Below are 19,694 nucleotides of genomic sequence, written 5' to 3'. Positions count from 1 at the left end.
CATTGTCGGCTTAACTGGTCACCACTGACGCCTTTCGGTTCGGATCAGTCTCCGGGAGCTTTCCGGAGACTGACTAACCGCGATCCGGTTCACGTTATCGGCTTATTATTACTTTTTGTGTGCTTAATGTGCCGTTAGTTTGCTCGATCCGGACCATGTATATGCCACTACCGAGCTTGCTGACGTCAATCCCGTCCACTGCCTGACGCTTGAATTTTAGGACTTGAGTACCGGCAGCAGACCAGATAGAAACCTCTTTAATCGTTTGCGGTTCGACATCTTTAATGAACAGCCTGTCGCGGACTGGGTTAGGATAGATTCCGCCAACAGCCGTTTTTTCAAACTCGCCGTGAAGAACGCTGCTGTAAGCAAAGGTTTCGTCCAGATCGACCATCCGCAGGCGGTAGTAGTTACTTCCCGCAAGCGGGCGATCATCCACAAAACTGTACCTACGCAGTTCGCGGCTTTCCTTGTGGGATGGTATTTGCCCTATCTTCGACCAGTTCTTGCCATCGGCGCTTCTTTCGATTTCAAAACGATCACTACCCGTTTCCTCGGTTGTGGCCCATTCCAGCTTGCTAACGTTGCCCTCGCGCTGCAATGCGAAGGTGATTAAAGTTACCGGCATCGCACACGGATTGACGGTTATCTCTGGACTTGCCGGGCTGGTGCACGTTGCATTCACATAGAACGCATAGTATTTGCCTGCCGGCGCTGCCGTTGGATCCGCCACCAGCGTCGCTGGCGTAGGCACGCTATCTGTATAGAACTGCAGAACTGATCCAGCGGGGGCCGTGCCAGTTACCAATGATTCCAAATTAAAAGTTGTGTCCGGGCATGTTGGCGTCGTTTGGGTTGCGTTCAACTGAACTGCCACAGGCTTAGCTTCAATGGTCACGGCAAATGTAGCACTACAGCCATTTTGATCGGTGTAAGTAATCGTTGCGCTGCCGGGAGCCATACCGGTGACTACGCCAAGATCTGAAACGGTGGCGATCCCGCTGTCTGAAGACGTCCAAGGGGTGCTCGCAGCAGGTGTGCCTGATCCGGTCAAGGTAAGGCTTCCATCCACACAAGCCGTCGATTGTCCGGAAATTGTAGGCAGCGGATTTACCGTAACAGTGACAAACGCCGTCGGGGAAGAGGTACACTGTACGCTATTGAGTGTCGACACACTTAAACGTCGGTAACGCGTCGTAGCTGTCAATCCTGCTGGCGGGGTATAATTCGCTCCGGTTGCGCCGGCTATGGGGGTCCAGTCGGTAAACGGTGCCACCGAGCTTTCCCATTGGTAGCTAATCGTGCCACTTCCGGTACCCGATGTACCACTCGTGATCTCCGCGGGTGCGGCGCCGGTACATACCGTCTGATCACCGACAATATCGCCAGACGTTGGGGTTGATTGAACGGTAACCGTAACAACAGCAGTGGGGGCCGACTCGTCACAGACAGCTCCACCATTATTGGCGACTGTGATCCTGCGGTATTGCGTCGTCTCTGTTAAACCAGACGTTGGGGTATAGCTTGCGTCTGTCGCCCCGGCAATATCTGTCCATGTTGTAAATGGACTGACTGACTGCTGCCAGCGATAAGTTATCTGGGCACCTGTTCCCTCCGTTACATTTGTGAGCGCAGCGGGAGTGCCGCCATTACAAATTGTCTGGTCACCGGTGATACTTCCGGCCGTAGTGGTTCTGGTTATGCTAAAATCATCCAGCGATATATCATCGCTTACCACTCCATTGCTATTAGACATAGACATCACCAAGTCACCGGATTCAGGGATGCCAGATGGCAAATTAATGGTAACGGTAGTCCAAACGTCCTCTGGCGTGGATAACGGACTGACCATTGCGCCATTGGCCCCCGAAAAAGTTGCCGGACCGGAAGCCCCTTGCGGATCAGTTACCGCTGAGAAATAGGTTGTTCCTGCATAGCTAATCGTTAAATTCGATTGAGCGTAACGCGTAACTCCGTCGCCTCCATTGTCGAAATAAAATCTAAACGTCAATACAGCGCCCGATGTAGGAACATTAGTAAGGTTCTGCGAAAAGTCAGCGACTCCGCCATCGTGAATCGACCGCACATTAATACCGTCTGCGTTATGCCATCCTGTTAGCGTTATATTCCCAGGATCGACGCCGGTCCAACCAGCGGTACCAGTGAAACTACCATTCTGAATCAGCTCACACTGAGCCCAAGCTGTGCTGAAAGAAAATAACAAAACGTTAAATAGAAGAACAGCGGCCAGCAACCAATACCTGGCTGTCAAGTAATAATTTTTCATAGTAGATGTGTTAAATGTGAAACAGAAAGCAATTAGTTACGTAAAAAAGCAATATCAAACCATCAGCCCAAAGGGCGGCTATTGACAAATGCAGTATCATTCCGATCTATACGCAGATAGTCAGAACTACATTTTTCGAAACACAAAACAGACGAACAGATTTTAAGGTGGAGAACAAATAGGTCGCATATTGATGAAGAGGTTAATGATATTTACATTCAACTAAATCGAAGCCTCAAAAAAGCGATCAAAAAAGACCTTTTCGAGCAGTACCTTGAAGAACATACCAGCAAATTACAGCCGAGTGCTTGTGAGCCTACTGCCTGATTTCAAAACAACAGCATCCCAGTTTCGTATAAAATGTGGACGCTACGCGGTGATCAGTAGCCATCATTACGGTTTACCCGTTAAGCCAAATGAAGCGCATATGTGCGTCATAACAAATTCGTTCTGATATTTGGACAACAGTACTACTTCAAGCCATTCGTTCGAATAATTTCGATAAGACAAAGTTAAAGCACGTGCTTGATCAAAAATAGAACATATCGGCTAAATTGATTCCCTCTCATCGTCTGTATCACTATCTAAGTAAATTCAAGGATAGGGTAGCCATTTTTTTAAAAGAACGCTCAATTAAAATGAGGTTAATCTTAAAACCTTAACGATATACAGCCTCACTTAATAGCCAACGGTTGATCAAGAAGGTGGCCACCGTTTTCCAGAGGTTCACCATATTCCTAATATTGAGAGGCGCCCGGTGCTGACCAAGCTTATCATCAATATATTGCAGCGAGAATGCGATAGGGTAATCAAATGAGGCGATTACCCCTGAGCTCGTTCCCCCAACCAACATATTAGAAAATTTGTAAATTGAATTGCCGAGGTTCATAGGGAATAACCGGCTGATAATTAACGAAAAAAGTGTAGGTGATTGATGTTGGCACAACTTGCAGTGCTTTTCCGTCATGGAAAATTTTGAGCAAGCTTGATTGGAAAACCAGTGCAAAATATCCTCGTATTCTAGGCTCCCACTAGTTAAAATATGCATTATTATTTGTGATTAATTGAATTTATTGGATTTGGCTACTACCCAATAATCATTTATAGGTATGCGGAGGTTTGTTTACCATTTGTGACAGAAGACTCTGGAAAGTACCTTCATTCATAAAGTACCTGTTGAATCAATATGTATGCTCATTGATGTAGGACTGAAGGCAGCTCACTGAATGGTGAATTCCACGAATCCAATCCGCATTGATGCGAATCAATAACATAGCCAATCAAAGCAGAAGATGTGAATAAGGTTTTACAACCCCGGACGCATTTGAAATATGTAACAACCGGGCACATTAATTGGCAGAATTTCGACATTTGACACCAAACGTGTACTTACTTACTGCATTCACACATTAAATCGCACGCGTCTCATATACAATTACGATTAGCCGATATATTCAAGACTTTCTTAGGGCGAGTTCTTACATTTGATAAGACCGAATTAATTCAATTCTAATACAATTAGTGCTAGGGCAAAACGTGATGTATTCTCGCGGTAGTCGATTGCCAATGTCAGGCGTTTTATGCACCGGATGTGGTGACCGCCCTAAGTTTCAAACCTCATGTTAGCAAAAAATCCCCTTTATGATCGCAATCAACTAACCGTTCGAATAAATGAGAAAAAGAACTCTACTTCCTACCTTTTGGATGCTCTGTTGCTTGTTCTGGTGTGCGTCAAGTATGGCACTGGATATTTCAGGCACAGTTTGGTTTGATGCAAACAGTAACCAGGTATTAGATTCCGGAGAAGCCGGAACGAATTTCGGAGGCCCGTTATTTGTAAACCTGGTCGATAATTCAGGTCAGGTGGTCGCGTCGACTATTGTTGGGGCCAGCGGCAGTTACTTGCTATCCGGCGTCACAAGCAATTTGACTGCTCATAAACTAGTTCTGACCAATACCGCCGCGAGCATCTACGGAAACAGGCTTCCCGGAACTTACCATTGTTACGCAGAGGTTATCGGCGGCACTAACACGGCAGACCAGACCGGTAGCAGACTGGGAGAAATTAATATTCAGACGGCGGTTGATGACGTTACCGCCCAGAACTTCGTGTTAACACGACAAACACCTTTAGGCTGCCACGACGGCATCGCGTATCAGGTTGCTCAAGGCGCTGGTGACGCCACATCATCACTTTACAGCTATAATGTCAGCTCAGGCGTCCGCACGTTGATTGCGACAACTCCTTTCCTAGTCAATAGTCTGATTTATAGCACTTCCAGCGACAACATGCTTTGGGGGACGATTAACAATACCAGCTCAATCGTCCGGTTCGGGGCTTTCGGCGGTTCGGTGGAATTTCCAATAGCAAATCTGCCGACGACAAACTATAATTTAGGCGCCGAGCTACCTAATGGTTATATGGTGGTTTATTCAGGTAGCGCAGCGACCTACTATGTAATTGACGTGGATCCGTCCCGACCAACTTATCTCGAACTGGTGGATCCCACAAATGGCTTTACCTTGAAGTCCGGCCCCAGTTATGGCACCGACGTCAGCACCCCCTTCGCTGCCTTGGATCTCACGTTTTTGCCATCAACCCAATTGTGCTATGGCTTGACCGCTAATGGCGCGATTACGACGCTTGATCCGTTTTCGGGCACCGTCGCCACATTTCCTGCGTCCGTAATGGGCCTGCCAGCAGGGGCATATGGCGCCCTGTTCAGTGATCAAGCGGGAAAATTGTATGCGTTTAATAATACAACCGGGGCGTTTTATAAAATTGATCCTGTCGCCAACAGTGCAACGTTTTTAGCAGGGAGCGTGCCATCAGGAAACAATGATGGCGCCAGTTGTCCGACCGCGGTGGTAGAATGTGACCAGGATATTTCTATTGTGCCATCACAGGCTTCATCATGCCCGGGGACCGCCGTCGTTTTAACCGTAACTCCGAACGGTAATGGCCCATTTACCTATACATGGCAGGTTAGCGCCGATGGCGGCTCATCATGGACAAGCCTGCAAAATACAGCCTCCGATGTTAACGGCTCTTATGCAGGAGGCAATACGGATTCGTTAACTTTGACGCCTTCAAATACTGGATGGAATAATTTTCAATTCCGGTGCCTGGTCGGAAGCAACTTGTGCCAGACGCCTTCATCGGCAGCGACATTGACAGTTTTAGCAATTCCGGACGCACCGGTACTGATCTCGAATGCCGATGCGCCTATATGTCCGGCCAATACGGTCAACTTAACAACACTGGTTAACTCAGATACGCCCGCCGGAAGTGTGCTTCGTTTTTATACGTCCTCTACACCTTCTGCTGAAACATTAGTCGCCGACCCCGCTAACGCTCAACCAGGTACTTATTATGCACGGTATGAGAACCCTGGCTGCCACGGCCCTGTCAGCCAGCCGATTGCTATCGGGGCCTGTCAAACGCCGTTTACATGTGAGAACGGAATCGCTTATCAAGTGTCGGCCGCTGCTGGCGAATCAGTTTCGTCATTGTACGCCTTCAATGTTGGCACTGGGACACGCACGCTCGTCGCTCCGCTGCCGATCACCGTAAACTCGCTGATCTACAGCCAAACCGACAACATGCTTTGGGCCACTAAGAACGAAACGAATACAATCGTACGTATCAGTGCCACCGGAAGTGTGACAGAATATGTAATCCCCGGACTGCCGGTTACTAACTACAATGTTGGCGCCGAGATTCCCGGTGGCTACATGTTGGTCTATACCAGTAATTCCACCACCTACTATATCATTGATATTAATTCGTCTCGCGACACCTATCTGCAACTAGTCAACCCTGCGACCGGAACTATTGTCACAGCCGGCCACACGATCAGCCAGCCGATGGCTATAACGGATTTAGTGTACCTGCCAACCACAGGCTTGGTTTATGGGATCGAAGGTGTGACAGCCCGTTTAATTAGCCTTGATTACAACTCCGGCAGCGTTACTGCGGGTTCAGCCGTTACTGGCCTTCCCTTAGGAACTAATTTCGGCGCGATGTTTGCTGACCCGTCAGGCAGAATTTACGCGTTCGCGAACAATCCGGGCACTTTTCATCGCATTAATCCAATTACGGGCAATTCCGAGTTCATTTCCAACAGCATCCCTTCGAATTCTAATGATGGTGCCAACTGTCCGGATGCGATTCTTGAAAGCTTTCCATTCGATTGTGCAGACGGAATTATCTACCAGGTATCACAGGCCGCGGGGGAAGTAAGTTCGTCGTTATACACCTTCAACGTTGATTCGGGCGAAAGATCGCTCGTCGCTCCACTGCCTTTGGTGGTAAATTCCTTAGTATACAATTCAAGAGATAATATGCTATGGGCGACCAAAAATGTGTCGAACTCGATAGTCCGTATCGATGCACAGGGGGGAGCTATCGAATATCCTGTTCTCAATTTACCCAGTTCAAATTACAATGTCGGTGTAGAAATTCCCAATGGTTATATGCTCATCTATTTATCCTCCGCTCCCGCATACTATGTAGTAGACATCGATCAAAACAGACCGACGTTCTTGCAACTGGTTGATCCGCGTAACGGTTTCGCCGTACAAACAGGTCCGGATTTTGGCATTCCTGTGAGCCAGCCCATGGACGTAGCTGATATCTCGTTCCTGTCATCGACAAATTTATGTTATGGAATTACCTCTTTAGACGGGAGGTTAGCCACCCTGGATCCGTACACGGGCACTGTAACTATCGGCTCACAGGTTCGTGGGCTGACACCCAGCACATTCGGAGGGATGTTCGCAGATGCGAACGGAAGCTTGTATGGATTCCATAATGCCAGTGGTGCTTTTTATAAAATCGACCCGACCACCAGCGATGCATCGCTCATTTCAACATCGGTCCCTTCAGGCAGTAACGATGGAGCAAATTGCGTAACAGCCTTACTCTGTGATATAGAACTAACCCAGCCGGAGCCGGAAAACCAGACCGCTTGCATTGGTTCGAATGTCTCGTTTTCGGTGACTGCGACGGGAGCAGGCACACTTACATTCCAATGGCAGTTAAGTACTGATGGGGGGAATTCGTGGACGAACCTTTCGCCAGGCGGCTTCACCGATTCAAATGGCAGTTATTCCGGCGCAGCAACTTCTGTCTTGACATTGACGCCTACTAGCGCCGCGTGGAATGGATACGAATACCGGGTGATCGTTGACAGTGAAAGTGACCTGTGTACTTTAACTTCCGCATCTGGGCTGCTTGCGGTCGTAGAAACCCCATCAGCGCCTGTTTTGGATAGGGCCGTAACCCGTCCATTGTGCCCAGCGACGACGGCCGACCTAACTAACCTGGTGATAAGTACGATGCCGCAGGGAAGTACTTTGCGATTCTATACATCAAGCATACCATCGTCTGCTACGTTGGTAGCTGACCCAACTCAGGTTGTTGCCGGAACATATTTTGCCTTCTATCAAAATTCGGGTTGCAGCAGTCCCGCTAGTGCCGCGATAACCGTTGAAGCCGATTGCGGTCCGATGCCGGTAACTTTAGTTTCCTTCGAAATCGAAAAAGAAAAACAAACTGCTATCCTGAAATGGGCCACTACCGAGGAAGTGAATAGTGAACGATTCGAAATCGAACGTAGCACAGATGCAGCTAATTGGACAACCATTGCACAACAACTCTCGCGCGGTGAAAGTAAGGTAAAGGTCAGTTATCAATTTACAGACATTGCACCCGCCCGAGGCATCAATTACTACCGGCTAAAAATGGTGGATAAAGATGGGACGTTTACATATAGCCGGATTCAAAACGTTGATTTTGCCGGCAGCGCGATTGATGCCTATCCAAACCCGACGAGTGAGCGCTTAACATTTAAGGAGTACGGTGAAATAAAGCATTTGGCACTTTATAACAGTTCAGGCCTCATCGTTTTGAGCCGCCGCACACCAGGGCACGAAGGTGTTGACGTATCAAAAGTTTTGGCCGGCGTTTATGTCCTGCGGATTACCTTATACGACGGTACAATAAGCACCCAGAAAATTGTAATCGCGCGGTAACCATTAATAGATTAACCGCAACGGGTAAAAGGGCTGCAATCAATCCGGATACGCAGCCCTTTTTTAAATAATCAAACGGCATTCGAGTAAAAAAGTGGATGGATTCACTCCAAAAACCTGCTTAAATCTTCGGTTGAAATGTGACGGATCTGCAAAACCGTATTTTTTGCTGACATCCGTAAGGGATCCGTTGCCAGCTACCAAGTCTTTTAGACTTCGTCTTAGCTTTTGCCACAAAATATACCTTGACATGGGAATTCCCATCTCCTGGGCGAACAAATGCCGGCAGCGTTCGAATGAAAGAAAGGTCAGTTCCTGAATTTGCTTACGCGGGATCGTCACATACAGGTTTTCATCCAATAGTTGCAGAACGCGCTGTACCCGCACGTCAATTTGCACTAGATGATCCTGATCGTTCCCTGTGACCAGACTCATCAGACGTTGAATATGCCATTTCAATGCATCGTTGGACAATGAGGTATAGTTGGCTGGCAGGACAGACTTTAAATTGCCGACGTCAAAGGCTTGTTCGAACGTCATGAAATCCTGGCCACCCAGCAGTTCCTTAAGTTTTCTTCCCCAGGCGCTTTCCGGCTCAACCAGATTATTCAGCACCGGGCCTTCGGGTGATGCGCATGAATGCAACTTTTTCTGGTTGACAATGAAACCCCGGATTCCAATATAAGGTGATTGGCTGATCCAGCAGTTGACGGTGTGATTTAAGCTGACGGCGACTTTAAAGCAATAATGACGATGGTCTTTGATATCGGCATTCCTGGTTATATAAGACAAGCTTGTATTCCACAGGGATACCACGCTCGGTAAAGGCTCTTCCATATCCTGTATGTTAGTATTTATCGGGTAAACGCCTGTACCCAAAACAATCATACCGGCCGGTTTCGGGTGACTTTCTATTGTTTCCGGATGGCACTCCTACAGACACCACTTCAATGGGATATCAAAAACTGTGCACGGCAATAAAGTTCCAAAGGATTGCTCGCGGATGTTTTCTTGTAAATGCGCTGCTTGACGCTGCTTACCGTGTTGGATTTGATGCCCAGAATGTAAGCGATTTGCTTCGTCGATTTTCCATCCAGCAGCAGGCGCATAACCGACGCCTCCCTACCGGACAGATTTTCGCTACGGTTGTGGCTGGTATTTTTCGTCAAGCTTTCGGTATTAGCCGACAGTTTAAGTTGAAGATCGACGTCCAGATATTTTCCGCCGTGTAGTACAGTGTGGATGGCAGTCACAATGTCATCTTTACCAGAGCTCTTGGAGAGAAAGCCGTCTGCACCGTTCTTCATCAGAGGTATGGCAAACAGTTCACCATTAAGTTTTGAGTAAATCAGTACACGACAAGCAGCCGCCCTTGATTTTGCGACTCGAATCAGGTGCCGGCAATCACTAACGTCAATATTAATTTCGGTCACGATCAAATCGTACTCCTTGCTTTCTAGCAACGGGATCGCCGACCAGATCGTCTTAGATTCGTCGATTTGAGCAGATGGAAAATTTTGTAGGATTAGACTTGAAAGTCCTGTTCTCAAAGGAAAGTGGCTGTCGATGACTAAAAAGTTCATATGGCATAGGTGTTACAGTGTTACAGAGCATTGAGCAGAGAACGATATAGCTCGTTCCTTATTTACGGCACAGTCGAAGGCCGGATTAAAGCTTTTTTTCACGATCTGGCAAACGCTTTTAATGGTTTCTACGCAAGGATAAAAAGCGCATCATAGGGCGTTTTAGGCAGTTTCCGACCGAGAAACCTCATCTGCGAAAAGTTCCTATTTTTCTATATTGCGCCGATAACCATAGAAGAGCTCTTTAAGCCTGAGCGTATTGTCAACCGAGAGCTTTTTGAATATGCTTCTTTTAATTGTACTGATAGTCGACATTTTAGTTCCCACTTCAAGTGCGATCTGAGACGTTTTTAGACCTTGCATTAGAAGTTGGGCGATTTGATTTTCTCTTTTTGAGAGAAGCTTACTTAAATCAGACACCTGGCTGGCCGGGGGACCGCTCCTTAATATGGCGTCGAGTAATTCCGGGGAAATGTACCGGCGATTTTCGATCACCGTTGTAAGGCATTCCCTCATCTCTTCTTCGCCCGCATGTATAGATACGTAACCATGGCATCCCGTCCATAAGTAGCCCACCATATCTGCCAGGCCTGGATCAATCCCCAACGCGATTACCTTTTCAGATGACGCGTAGGTAGTTACGTATACAAGCTTGTTTGAAATAGACTCCGGCGTGTCAGTACTTACGTCTATATAAATAAGGTCATACCTCTCATCCGCAGGTTTTAATGCGAATTCCACGGCGCTTTCAAAAACCGTCAGAGTTACATCACTTACTGTTTGCCTTGCGAACGCAGCCACCCCGAACTGAATTAAGCCGTGTGTAGCTATTAGTGCAATTTTCATTATTTACCGCATGAGGGTTTAGTAAATGTTGCCCGTCCCGACCAAACCATTATCGATGAATATTTCTAGAACGCATGTATATATACGTTTTTTGTCACTATTTAGAACCGAGCACTATTTGCTAATAACCACACCAATTGTAGAAACCATTTGGATTCGATCTTAGGTAAGATTCAGATCTATAATTAAAATTCCGTTAGGCACTTTAATTACAGTTAATAATTAACCCTATCCATTTAGTTCTTACATTTGAGAAAATATGCGTGGTACGATAAAATATTGAGTTATCACCGGCGACTGATAACTATAATTATAATTAGGAAATAGCATCCAGTAAGTACACTAGTTAGATTTATTTGTATAGGGGTCAACCCCTTTCCCCTGGCTCTTATTGAATGTATCAAATGTACTTCGCTTAAAGCAAATAATAAGAGAACAACAAACTAAGCAATGAAAATTGTCACGGCAATGCACATTAAAAGAACATTTACAAATTCACCCGCTGCAACATAGGGCAAATTAGATTTGTTCTGCGGCATGCTATCCTATTCTTATTAAATTTGTCCAAAGTTATGACCCATAAATGATAATGTATTGTACGTAGCGGCTATTTTACACTTTGACCTGTCATAATTATAGAATTACTTTACTTTTGTCGAGAAACGTCTTAGGCGGCACCCCGAAAATACTCTTAAAGGTGCGTGTAAAATGAGCCTGGTCCGCAAATCCAAACATGCCCACAGCCTCTGAAAACCTCATTTTTTCGGAAGTCAACGCATTTACTGTCTTGCGGAGACGGCACCACAAAATGTATTGTGAAAACGGCAAGCCTACTTCCGTCACAAATAAGTGCCGGGCCCGCTCCGTGGACAAATTCAACAAGGCAGCTATATGGCTGAGTTCAAGCGGTTTATCCACACTCTCTTCGATCAATCGAAGGGCAGGCAAAATACGCTTGTTACCGGTCAACCAGGCCTGGATATTCATTTGCTGCTTCGGCATGAGAGCAAGGATATTGTATACGTAATCACTTAATACACAGTAGTTTGTCTCAAACGGACCTGCCAGTAGCTCGATATCGCTTTGAGCCTGCGAGAGTATTTCATCCAATATAAAAAAGGGCTTTGCGCCCAGGAGCGGAGCGACTATTTGCCCCCAGTAACTTTTGGGCTCGAAGTATGCGACAAATACGACCGTTCCTGGGTCTAAAAAAATGTGATTTACATTCCGGTTTACTATAAACCCAAATGTCTTTATCTGTTCATTCGCAGCAAGAATGCAATTGAATGGCCGCATCATCGTAATCGCCAAAGTGTATCCATACCTATTTGATGCGTTTTGATTAGCTGTCGTTTCAGCAACAAATGCTAGTCCTGATTTCGACAATGCTTCTATACCTATCCGTTCGTTTGTGGTGCTTTTCATCAATGTGTTTCAGATTTTTTAGCCAATGGACATGAGAATACCATAGTGCCTTTTTAGCAGCTAAAATGAAATCAAATCGTAGGCCGAGGTATTTTGAGTGCGCTAATTTGACGTGTCGCGTATTAAAATCAAAGTTTTTATAGAACGAATTCTAGCAGCACGATCAAACTTAGCCGGAACGTTCAAGAAAAGCAGCAAAGGTCTATCCTTCAAGCTACTTCTACCGGGGAGGCGACGGCGATGTAAACATTTTTATCAAAAAAATTCGAACATTAGCCGATACATTCAATACTTTTTGTTTTGAGCCCGTTTATATTTGGATGTTACTAGCATACACTAAAAAACCATCGTTAATGAGAACGCCTATGAAAAATCGTTTCCTCCTATCTCCTATAACAGCTCGTTAGTTTGATTGCTTTGTCCTTAATGTCTCTATGTGCCAAGCGCACTTAAATCCGGCACACGCTGGCACATCCCTGGTTTGCTTTTTTCAGCTGCTTTCAGTTGCACGAGTGGACGGCCCGGGATGATGTAGGGACGGCCGATGAGCGGCCGATCGGAATCGGTCGTTGGGATATGCACATTGCCTTAATTACCTGACTCTAAGTAACGATGACTTGTATGAAAGAAGAGTTTTGTTATCAGTGTGCCTCGTTGATGGTTTCCACATCATTATTAACCATTACCCGTTGTTGTTTGCACCTTCCGGAAGAACATAGATGCATCACCATGCATCAACTTTTTTCCGGCTAGGGAAGACTAACAGCGGCCCGGGCTGCCGCCGGTTAACGAAGGCACCACACGGGCCAAATGCCGTGCACATTAGCATTACTAGCTTTTATCACTTTAAATGCCAACAACGTTTAGGCATAACCGGTAGACTATACCCTTTCCATGGCCTGCAACAACCGCTTTTCTGGAGTGTATTGCCATTGATAACTGCCTTACAAATCAATGATGCCGGTTTCATGTTTTTTTAACTCTATTAATCAAATTTTTTTACTCTATTAATCAGACGAACAGCTTATGATGACACTTTTAAAATTCAGGGGCCCTCTGGGGCACCTGCAAATTCTTGGCATGGCGGCTGCCTGTCTGGCTGCAACAGAAACTGCCTACGCGCAAGTGAAGATCGGCGACAACCCCACTACCATCAATCCGGGTTCTGCGCTGGAAATTGAAAGCAGCAATAAGGGACTGCTGATACCACGTATATCGCTTTCAAATACGACAACCTGGGGACTTGCCGGTACGCCGGCTGCCGGTATGAGCGTGTACAATACAAACACAGGTATCACTAGTTCAAATGCTTCGTATCCAAGTGCCGGTGCTGGCGAATATTATTTCGATGGTAACGGATGGGTAAGCAAAAAGGCGGGAGCAGCCGCAGCAAGCCAGGAACCATGGAATGTACAGGGAACCACCACCCCTGCCACTGACAATACCCAGAATATTTACCAGACGGGTAATGTAACTGTAGGCTCGCAAAGTCCTGGCTTAGGCCGCCTTGCTGTTGTAAGCAACGGTGGTGGACTTGGACCAGCTGATGATATTCAGATTCACTCCTATGGTACAGAAACGGCCCCTGGTGTGGTGATGTTCTCGGCAACAGGTACAGAAGCTGCTCCCGGAAACGTTGCCAATGGTACTTATATCGGTTCAATGAATTTTGTTCCACGCATCAATGGTTCCAATGCAAATTCCGCCGCCATCAACAGCCAATACCGCGGCGACGGCACTACCAACTTAAGTGACCTGCAGTTCATTGCCAGCGGCGCAAACCGGATGTATATTCACCAAAACGGTAACATCGGTATCAATACTGTTTCACCTGCCGCCAGATTGCATGTACAGGAAACAGAGGTACCCGTGTTTGGCTCAACTATTGCCCGGCTCTCCCGACCCGACAACAGGTTTTTATTCTTCGAAACGACAGCGACGGCCGGCGCATATAATAATCTAGTGAAGGACGGTGATGCGCATATGATTTTTTCGACAGATGGAGATGTAGCGGGTGAGCCAAACAACGGACTTGTAATCGCCCCTTGGAGCTCAAATACAATTGGTACCGGTCTGAAAATTATGGAAAACGGCAATGTAGGCATAGGGACTGCTGATCCGGGAACTAGTCGCTTATTTGTGTCGTCCCCAAATTTGGCCAGCGGCATTTTTTACCAAAATACAGCTACAAACATGGCAGCAAATTTGTGGACTAATGCTAATGCCCTACACCATGAGTTTTACAATGGTGTGCAGGGAACGTTCTTGAGGCTATGGGCCAACTCGGGTGCCGCTACTTCCAATGACTTCGGATTGGTGCATAATGGGACCGGCGATATTGTACTAACCAATACACAGTCAACGCCGAATGTGAAAGTAGGTATTAATACCAATGCACCCCAGGAACCATTGCATGTAATAGGCAATATCCTTGCCTCCGGAACCATCACGCCGTCCGACATCCGTATTAAAAAAGATATCACCGAAAATACCTACGGCCTTAAGGAAGTAATGAAGCTTCGCACCATTGGATACCGCTATAAGGATCAAGCTTTGAGCCATAATCATAAAATAGGATTTGTGGCGCAGCAAATAAAATTGGCTATGCCTGAGCTCGTTACTATCGCCTCTGACTCCATGAAAACATTGGGTGTCAACTATGCGGAAATGACTGTAGTACTTACCAAAGCCATTCAGGAGCAACAGGCGCAGATCGAGGCGTTAAAGGCCGAAAACAAAAAGTTAGCCGCCATTGCCGCCAAGGCAGAGTCCACGGAGAAGGCAATTGCATCACTGGTTGATCAAATGAAATCCCTTCAAAAATCGGTGGGCGAGCAAACCATTCACGCAGATGCCGTCAGCAAGTAATGGCCACCGGAGCACCCGGTGCAACGCACTTTTCCGTACCAACTTAAACGTCAAGGAATATGAAATTAAGTTTTACTTACCTTGCAGGGCTAGTAACCGGCAGGCGGGCGTATGTCGTGATATTGTCTTCACTATTGGCCCATTCGACTTTCGCCCAGCAAGGGAGCACTGGTAACACGTACATTTTCGGCGGCGCGCAAATGACCTTTTTTGGAAATCATGATTTCGCCAACGGTGGCGCCGGCGCCCTACCCGGTATCATTGGTACCGAGCGGACCGGTACGCCTGGCATCCTGAACTTTGCGCCGTCAGCTTCACACAATGGAGGGGCCGATGCCGCGCATGTGGATGGTTTCGTAAGAAAATATGGGACGACGCTCTTTGTCTTTCCGGTGGGCGACAACGGGTTCTACGGCCCTTTTGCTGCCCAAGGCGACGGAACCACTGGCGCCTACTATCACGCTGACGCCAGTACCGCCATCACCAGTAACCTGGCGGGAGGTGACTACCCCATCCTTCCCGCCGGAGGGCCCTACCCTACCAGCTCGTTCGAGGAAGCATTGACCTCTGTCAGTCCGGTCGAGTATTGGGATATCGACGGGGACAACGCGACCCCGATCACATTGACCTGGGATGCGGCAAGTGATGTCACGACGCTCACGACAGGACAGCTCGATAAACTGACGATTGCCGGCTGGAATGGCACCCAATGGCTGGCAATACCGTCGGTGGTAGATGCCACATCCATCCTGGGTGGTGCCAGTGACCTTACAGCCGGATCAATTACCACACAAAGCCCTGTTATCCCAAGTACATACACTATTTATACGCTGGCTTATAGGGACGTGCCTTTGCCTGTTACTTTGGCCAGTTTTGACGCATTGCGCGAGGGCAATGCTGTTGCATTAAAATGGGCAACGACCGAAGAGATGAATGCGGCGAGGTTCGAGGTCGAGCGGAGCCTGAATGGCAAATCCTGGGATAAAATTGGAGACGTCGCGGCGCGGGGCGAAAGCACCGTTCGGGTCGAATATAGTTTCGTTGACATTCAACCCGCCGAAGGAGAAAACCTCTATCGATTGAAGATGATCGATCTGGACGGGACGTTTGCATATAGCCGCGTCCGTAATGTGCGTGTTGATGGCTCGACGCCTGAGCTCTCCGTATATCCTAACCCGGTAACGGATAAGCTGCATGTAAAAGAAAGCCGGACTGTCAAAGAGGTCACCATGTTCAACACAAAGGGGCTGAAAGTGTACCATTCGAAAGGCCTTGGCGGTGGCGCTATCGATGTCACATCCTTGCCAACCGGCATTTACGCTGTTCATATAACCAGGAACGGTGGGATCACGTCGGTGCAAAAAATTTTGGTAAACAGGTAGCAACAGTAGCGTTACGGCACGTAGCAAAAAACTTCTTTTACGATTTAACAATTGAGTCAAATGAAAACATCAGCTGTGTTTCAAAAACTGCTCTTCAGCGCTGTCTTTGGCATTGTATGCAGTTCAAGCTTCGCGCAAGTTAAAATCGGCAGTAATCCGACGGTGATCGAGCCCAATTCTAACCTGGAAGTGGAGGCCTCTACGCCCAGCCGTAAAATGAAGGTCGACAAAACAACCGGACAAGTTACGATCCAGGATGGAACCGAAGGCTCGGGCAAAGTCTTTACCTCCGATGCCGTCGGCGGTGGAAGCTGGCAAAATATCACGTTTCCCGCCACGTCACTAGCGCCATTTTCGACGTTGATGACCACCGTGTTTCAAACAATGCCTTCCAGTAATGGGCCAGCGACTTATACTACTGTCATTTTCCAAGGTGAGAATTCAGATGCGGCCAACGCATTTAACCCCGCGTCCGGAGAATTCACAGCTCCTTCTTCGGGCTATTACATTATGTTCGGATCCACTCAGTTCGATAATACCAGCTTACCAGGCACTCCTGGGTTTGTAGCTTCTTGCTTACGCCTCTACAAAGGAACAACGCCATTTGCGCAGGGATGCTCCCTTAACTCGGTTGCAAACGCCGAACCCGTACTGTCTGCCAGTGTATCAAATGTAATTCACTTGAATGCCGGCGACGTGGTTACCCTGAAAGCTGCCGGAACGTCTACAACCGGTCCGAGCTTTGGCGTGGTTGTCTCGTCCTTCTACGGCTATAAAATTGCTGACTGATTTATAACTGTTTCATTGAATCAATCACACTTCATTTTTTAACATCTATGCAAAGATTTATCCTCTCTACTTTACTGTCGGTCTCATTATTGATGCTGGCAGCAATCCAGAGTTTTGCTCAAAACTGTACGGTCAATGCCGGAGCAGACAAAAGCATTTGTACGACCACCGTCAGCCTAAGCGACGCGAATAGAAACGGCGTATTCAGCGAAGACCCGACGTGGACCGTTGTTTCGGCGCCTGCTGGCGGCACCGCCGCTTTTAGCAATGCCAATTCCTTGACACCAACTGTTAATATGAACGGTAACGGTACTTTTGTGTTTCGGATAACCCAGGCTTGTGGAAATGGGGTCGTCAGCGATGATGTGGCGGTTACGACTTATTTTGCCCCATTTTTCCCCAGTATTCAGCCGGTATCTGCGTGCGGCAGCTCATCAACGTTGAACGTCACAGGCCCACTGCCTTCGGGTTTCACCGGACAATGGTCGGGCCCAAGCGAAGTAATCATAACGCCAACTGGTCCAAATACGGCGAATGTTACTTTAGCTGATCCGACTGCCTACAGATGTGGTCGTCAAACGAGTCTTACCTGGACAGTTACCTCTCCGAACGGCTGCACGAGGACGGCGTTCGCAAATGTCAGTTGGCTGCCTAGTGCTGCCGATATAGAGTTGCAGACCACGCTTTCAGTGCCAGACTGTCAATCAGTTGCGTTTATACCGTACGTCGACGGCAGTTGCTTTTATGGGAGCGGAACTACTGAAACCATTTCTAACGTCGTCTATCCCGCAGGGTACAGTGGTCCTGGGTTGCGGGCAGGGTTTAACGGCGGCAAACTTATTGCAGGTTTTACTACGGCAGGCACATATACTTTCCGCTTTACCATTGACGTGGGAAGCTGCGGTTCCAAAAGTTTTGACATGACTGTAACTAAAACGGGCGGAACGGCTCCTGTGGGTGGCGTAACGGTCTCGGGCGGGGAGCCTATTATCTGTTTAAATTCAGACCCCGCGACCATAACAAGTGCATTCACTTTAAGTGACCCCACTTTATTGATGAACAGTAATTGGAGCAACTGGATAATGCTTCCAAGTGGAAGCGGAACGCCGACCATTTCCATTTCAGGAGCCGGCACCTCCACGCGCCCGATCACAATCAACCGTCCTGCTGGTGGCTGGAAGGCAGGGCAATACTTGGTGCGTCTTGGATATGCGAACGCGGATGATGTCAACGGAACGTGTAAGGGGGAGGTGGATTTCCGTTTTTTTATGATGCCCGCCACCTGGACCAACTTCGACGTGCCGGATGTAACAATATGCACACAGCCGGGCTCTCCAATAGCTTCCTATGCTTATCCCATAAACACCGTTCCTAACGTACTGGCAGGACTCGGTCCTTTGACCATGTCGCCAGGTAATTGGAACATCAGAGGCATTGGCGCAGACTCTGGAATTTTTAGAAACCCCTCAGCTGATCTCCCTTTAATTAATTTCAGCAATTTAAGTGTGGGCGTCCACACATTTAGAATTGTTCCTGCATCAATTACTAATAGTCTCTTATACAGGATGTATCAGTGTGCCGGCAGCAATTTTTCGGACACTTTTTCTATAACGGTTGTCGCCAACTCAGGTGCCACGGCAGGTACCGATAACACCGTCTCCTGCATAGACAATCAGTCGCTTGCAGGAAACGTCTATGCCGCTCCGATGGTGGGGACCTGGTCTGTTGTGTCTTCTCCTCCCGGAAATTACACCCTGGGTTTCAGCGATATCCATGATCCGAGTGCTGTCGTGACAGGCACAGGTGGTGCGCCGGCGGGTAGTTACACATTCCGTTGGACAGTGCAGGGACCAGCCGGTAGCGAATGTGGTGTATATACAGATGATGTGACAATTACCGCGACCGGAGGCTGCGTGTTTCCGGTGACACTTGCCAGTTTCTCAGCTGTCAGGGAAGGCAATACGGCGCAGTTGAGCTGGGTGACAACCGAGGAAGTGAATGCAGGGTATTTCGAAGTCCAGCGTAGCCCGGATGGCAAAGCCTGGTCAGAAATCGGCAAGGTGAAAGCCGATGGAAATAGCACAGTGCTGCATAAATACGAATATATCGATCCCGCGCCATTGAAAGGAACCAATTACTATCGCCTGAAAATGGTCGACCTGGATCAAACCTTCGCATACAGCAGCATTCAATCGGTCGCATTCGAGGGCAGAACATTGTCTGTATATCCAAATCCGGTATCCGATGTGCTGACATTGACAGACCTTGATCCTGGCAGTTTTTCGGCGGTTTTATTGCTGGATATAAACGGCAACATCGTCTATGAATCTTCAAGCGTACCAGTGGCGGGCATTGACGTGAAAAAATATCTGCCGGGCACTTATGTGGTCCAGATCCGCAACACGGACGGAACAGGCAGCAGCGCTAAGGTCGTCATTGCCCCATAGTAAGCAAAATGGATAGAATTTAGAATAAGGA

The 19,694-nt window shown here is 47.6% G+C and carries 10 protein-coding genes; 5 read left to right on the top strand and 5 right to left on the bottom strand.

The features are described from left to right. Nucleotides 1-94 precede the first annotated feature (94 nt). Nucleotides 95-2,287, bottom strand: a complete 2,193-nt coding sequence (locus tag ABV298_RS24475) for a T9SS type A sorting domain-containing protein (RefSeq protein WP_353718770.1) — start codon at nt 2,285-2,287, stop codon at nt 95-97. Nucleotides 2,288-4,024: 1,737 nt separating this feature from the next. Here ABV298_RS24475 and ABV298_RS24470 point away from each other — a divergent pair. Then, nucleotides 4,025-8,323, top strand: a complete 4,299-nt coding sequence (locus tag ABV298_RS24470) for a T9SS type A sorting domain-containing protein (RefSeq protein ID WP_353718769.1) — start codon at nt 4,025-4,027, stop codon at nt 8,321-8,323. 63 nt (nt 8,324-8,386) lie between these two features. Here ABV298_RS24470 and ABV298_RS24465 read toward each other — a convergent pair whose 3' ends face one another. The 4 genes from ABV298_RS24465 to ABV298_RS24450 all read right to left on the bottom strand — a co-directional run bounded on the left by ABV298_RS24465 (nt 8,387) and on the right by ABV298_RS24450 (nt 12,177). Next, a complete protein-coding gene (locus ABV298_RS24465) occupies nt 8,387-9,160 on the bottom strand; it encodes an AraC family transcriptional regulator (RefSeq protein WP_353718768.1) in 774 nt (257 codons plus the stop codon). A gap of 110 nt (nt 9,161-9,270) precedes the next feature. Further along, on the bottom strand, nt 9,271-9,906 hold the full coding sequence (locus ABV298_RS24460; protein ID WP_353718767.1) for a response regulator transcription factor: 636 nt from the start codon (nt 9,904-9,906) through the stop codon (nt 9,271-9,273). 204 nt (nt 9,907-10,110) lie between these two features. Next, nucleotides 10,111-10,752: a LuxR C-terminal-related transcriptional regulator gene (locus tag ABV298_RS24455; RefSeq protein ID WP_353718766.1), complete on the bottom strand. Its 642-nt coding sequence runs from the start codon at nt 10,750-10,752 to the stop codon at nt 10,111-10,113. Between the two features lie 633 nt (nt 10,753-11,385). Further along, nucleotides 11,386-12,177, bottom strand: a complete 792-nt coding sequence (locus tag ABV298_RS24450) for an AraC family transcriptional regulator (protein WP_353718765.1) — start codon at nt 12,175-12,177, stop codon at nt 11,386-11,388. A gap of 1,026 nt (nt 12,178-13,203) precedes the next feature. Here ABV298_RS24450 and ABV298_RS24445 point away from each other — a divergent pair. From ABV298_RS24445 to ABV298_RS24430, 4 genes are read left to right on the top strand one after another with little or no spacing between them, the layout of a single operon-like run. Further along, complete coding sequence (locus ABV298_RS24445; protein ID WP_353718764.1) at nt 13,204-15,045, top strand: tail fiber domain-containing protein; 1,842 nt, start codon at nt 13,204-13,206, stop codon at nt 15,043-15,045. A gap of 59 nt (nt 15,046-15,104) precedes the next feature. Continuing rightward, entirely contained in the window at nt 15,105-16,427 is a 1,323-nt protein-coding gene (locus ABV298_RS24440) for a T9SS type A sorting domain-containing protein (protein ID WP_353718763.1), read from the top strand. Between the two features lie 60 nt (nt 16,428-16,487). Beyond that, nucleotides 16,488-17,216 (top strand): hypothetical protein, encoded by a 729-nt coding sequence (locus tag ABV298_RS24435; RefSeq protein WP_353718762.1) that lies wholly within the window; start codon nt 16,488-16,490, stop codon nt 17,214-17,216. A 47-nt stretch (nt 17,217-17,263) separates the two neighbouring features. Continuing rightward, complete coding sequence (locus ABV298_RS24430; protein WP_353718761.1) at nt 17,264-19,663, top strand: T9SS type A sorting domain-containing protein; 2,400 nt, start codon at nt 17,264-17,266, stop codon at nt 19,661-19,663. Nucleotides 19,664-19,694: the final 31 nt, after the last annotated feature.

This window comes from Dyadobacter sp. 676, assembly GCF_040448675.1.
GTDB lineage: Bacteria > Bacteroidota > Bacteroidia > Cytophagales > Spirosomataceae > Dyadobacter.
Note: the sequence above shows the minus strand (reverse complement) of the source record. Positions and strands in the feature narration are given on the sequence as shown.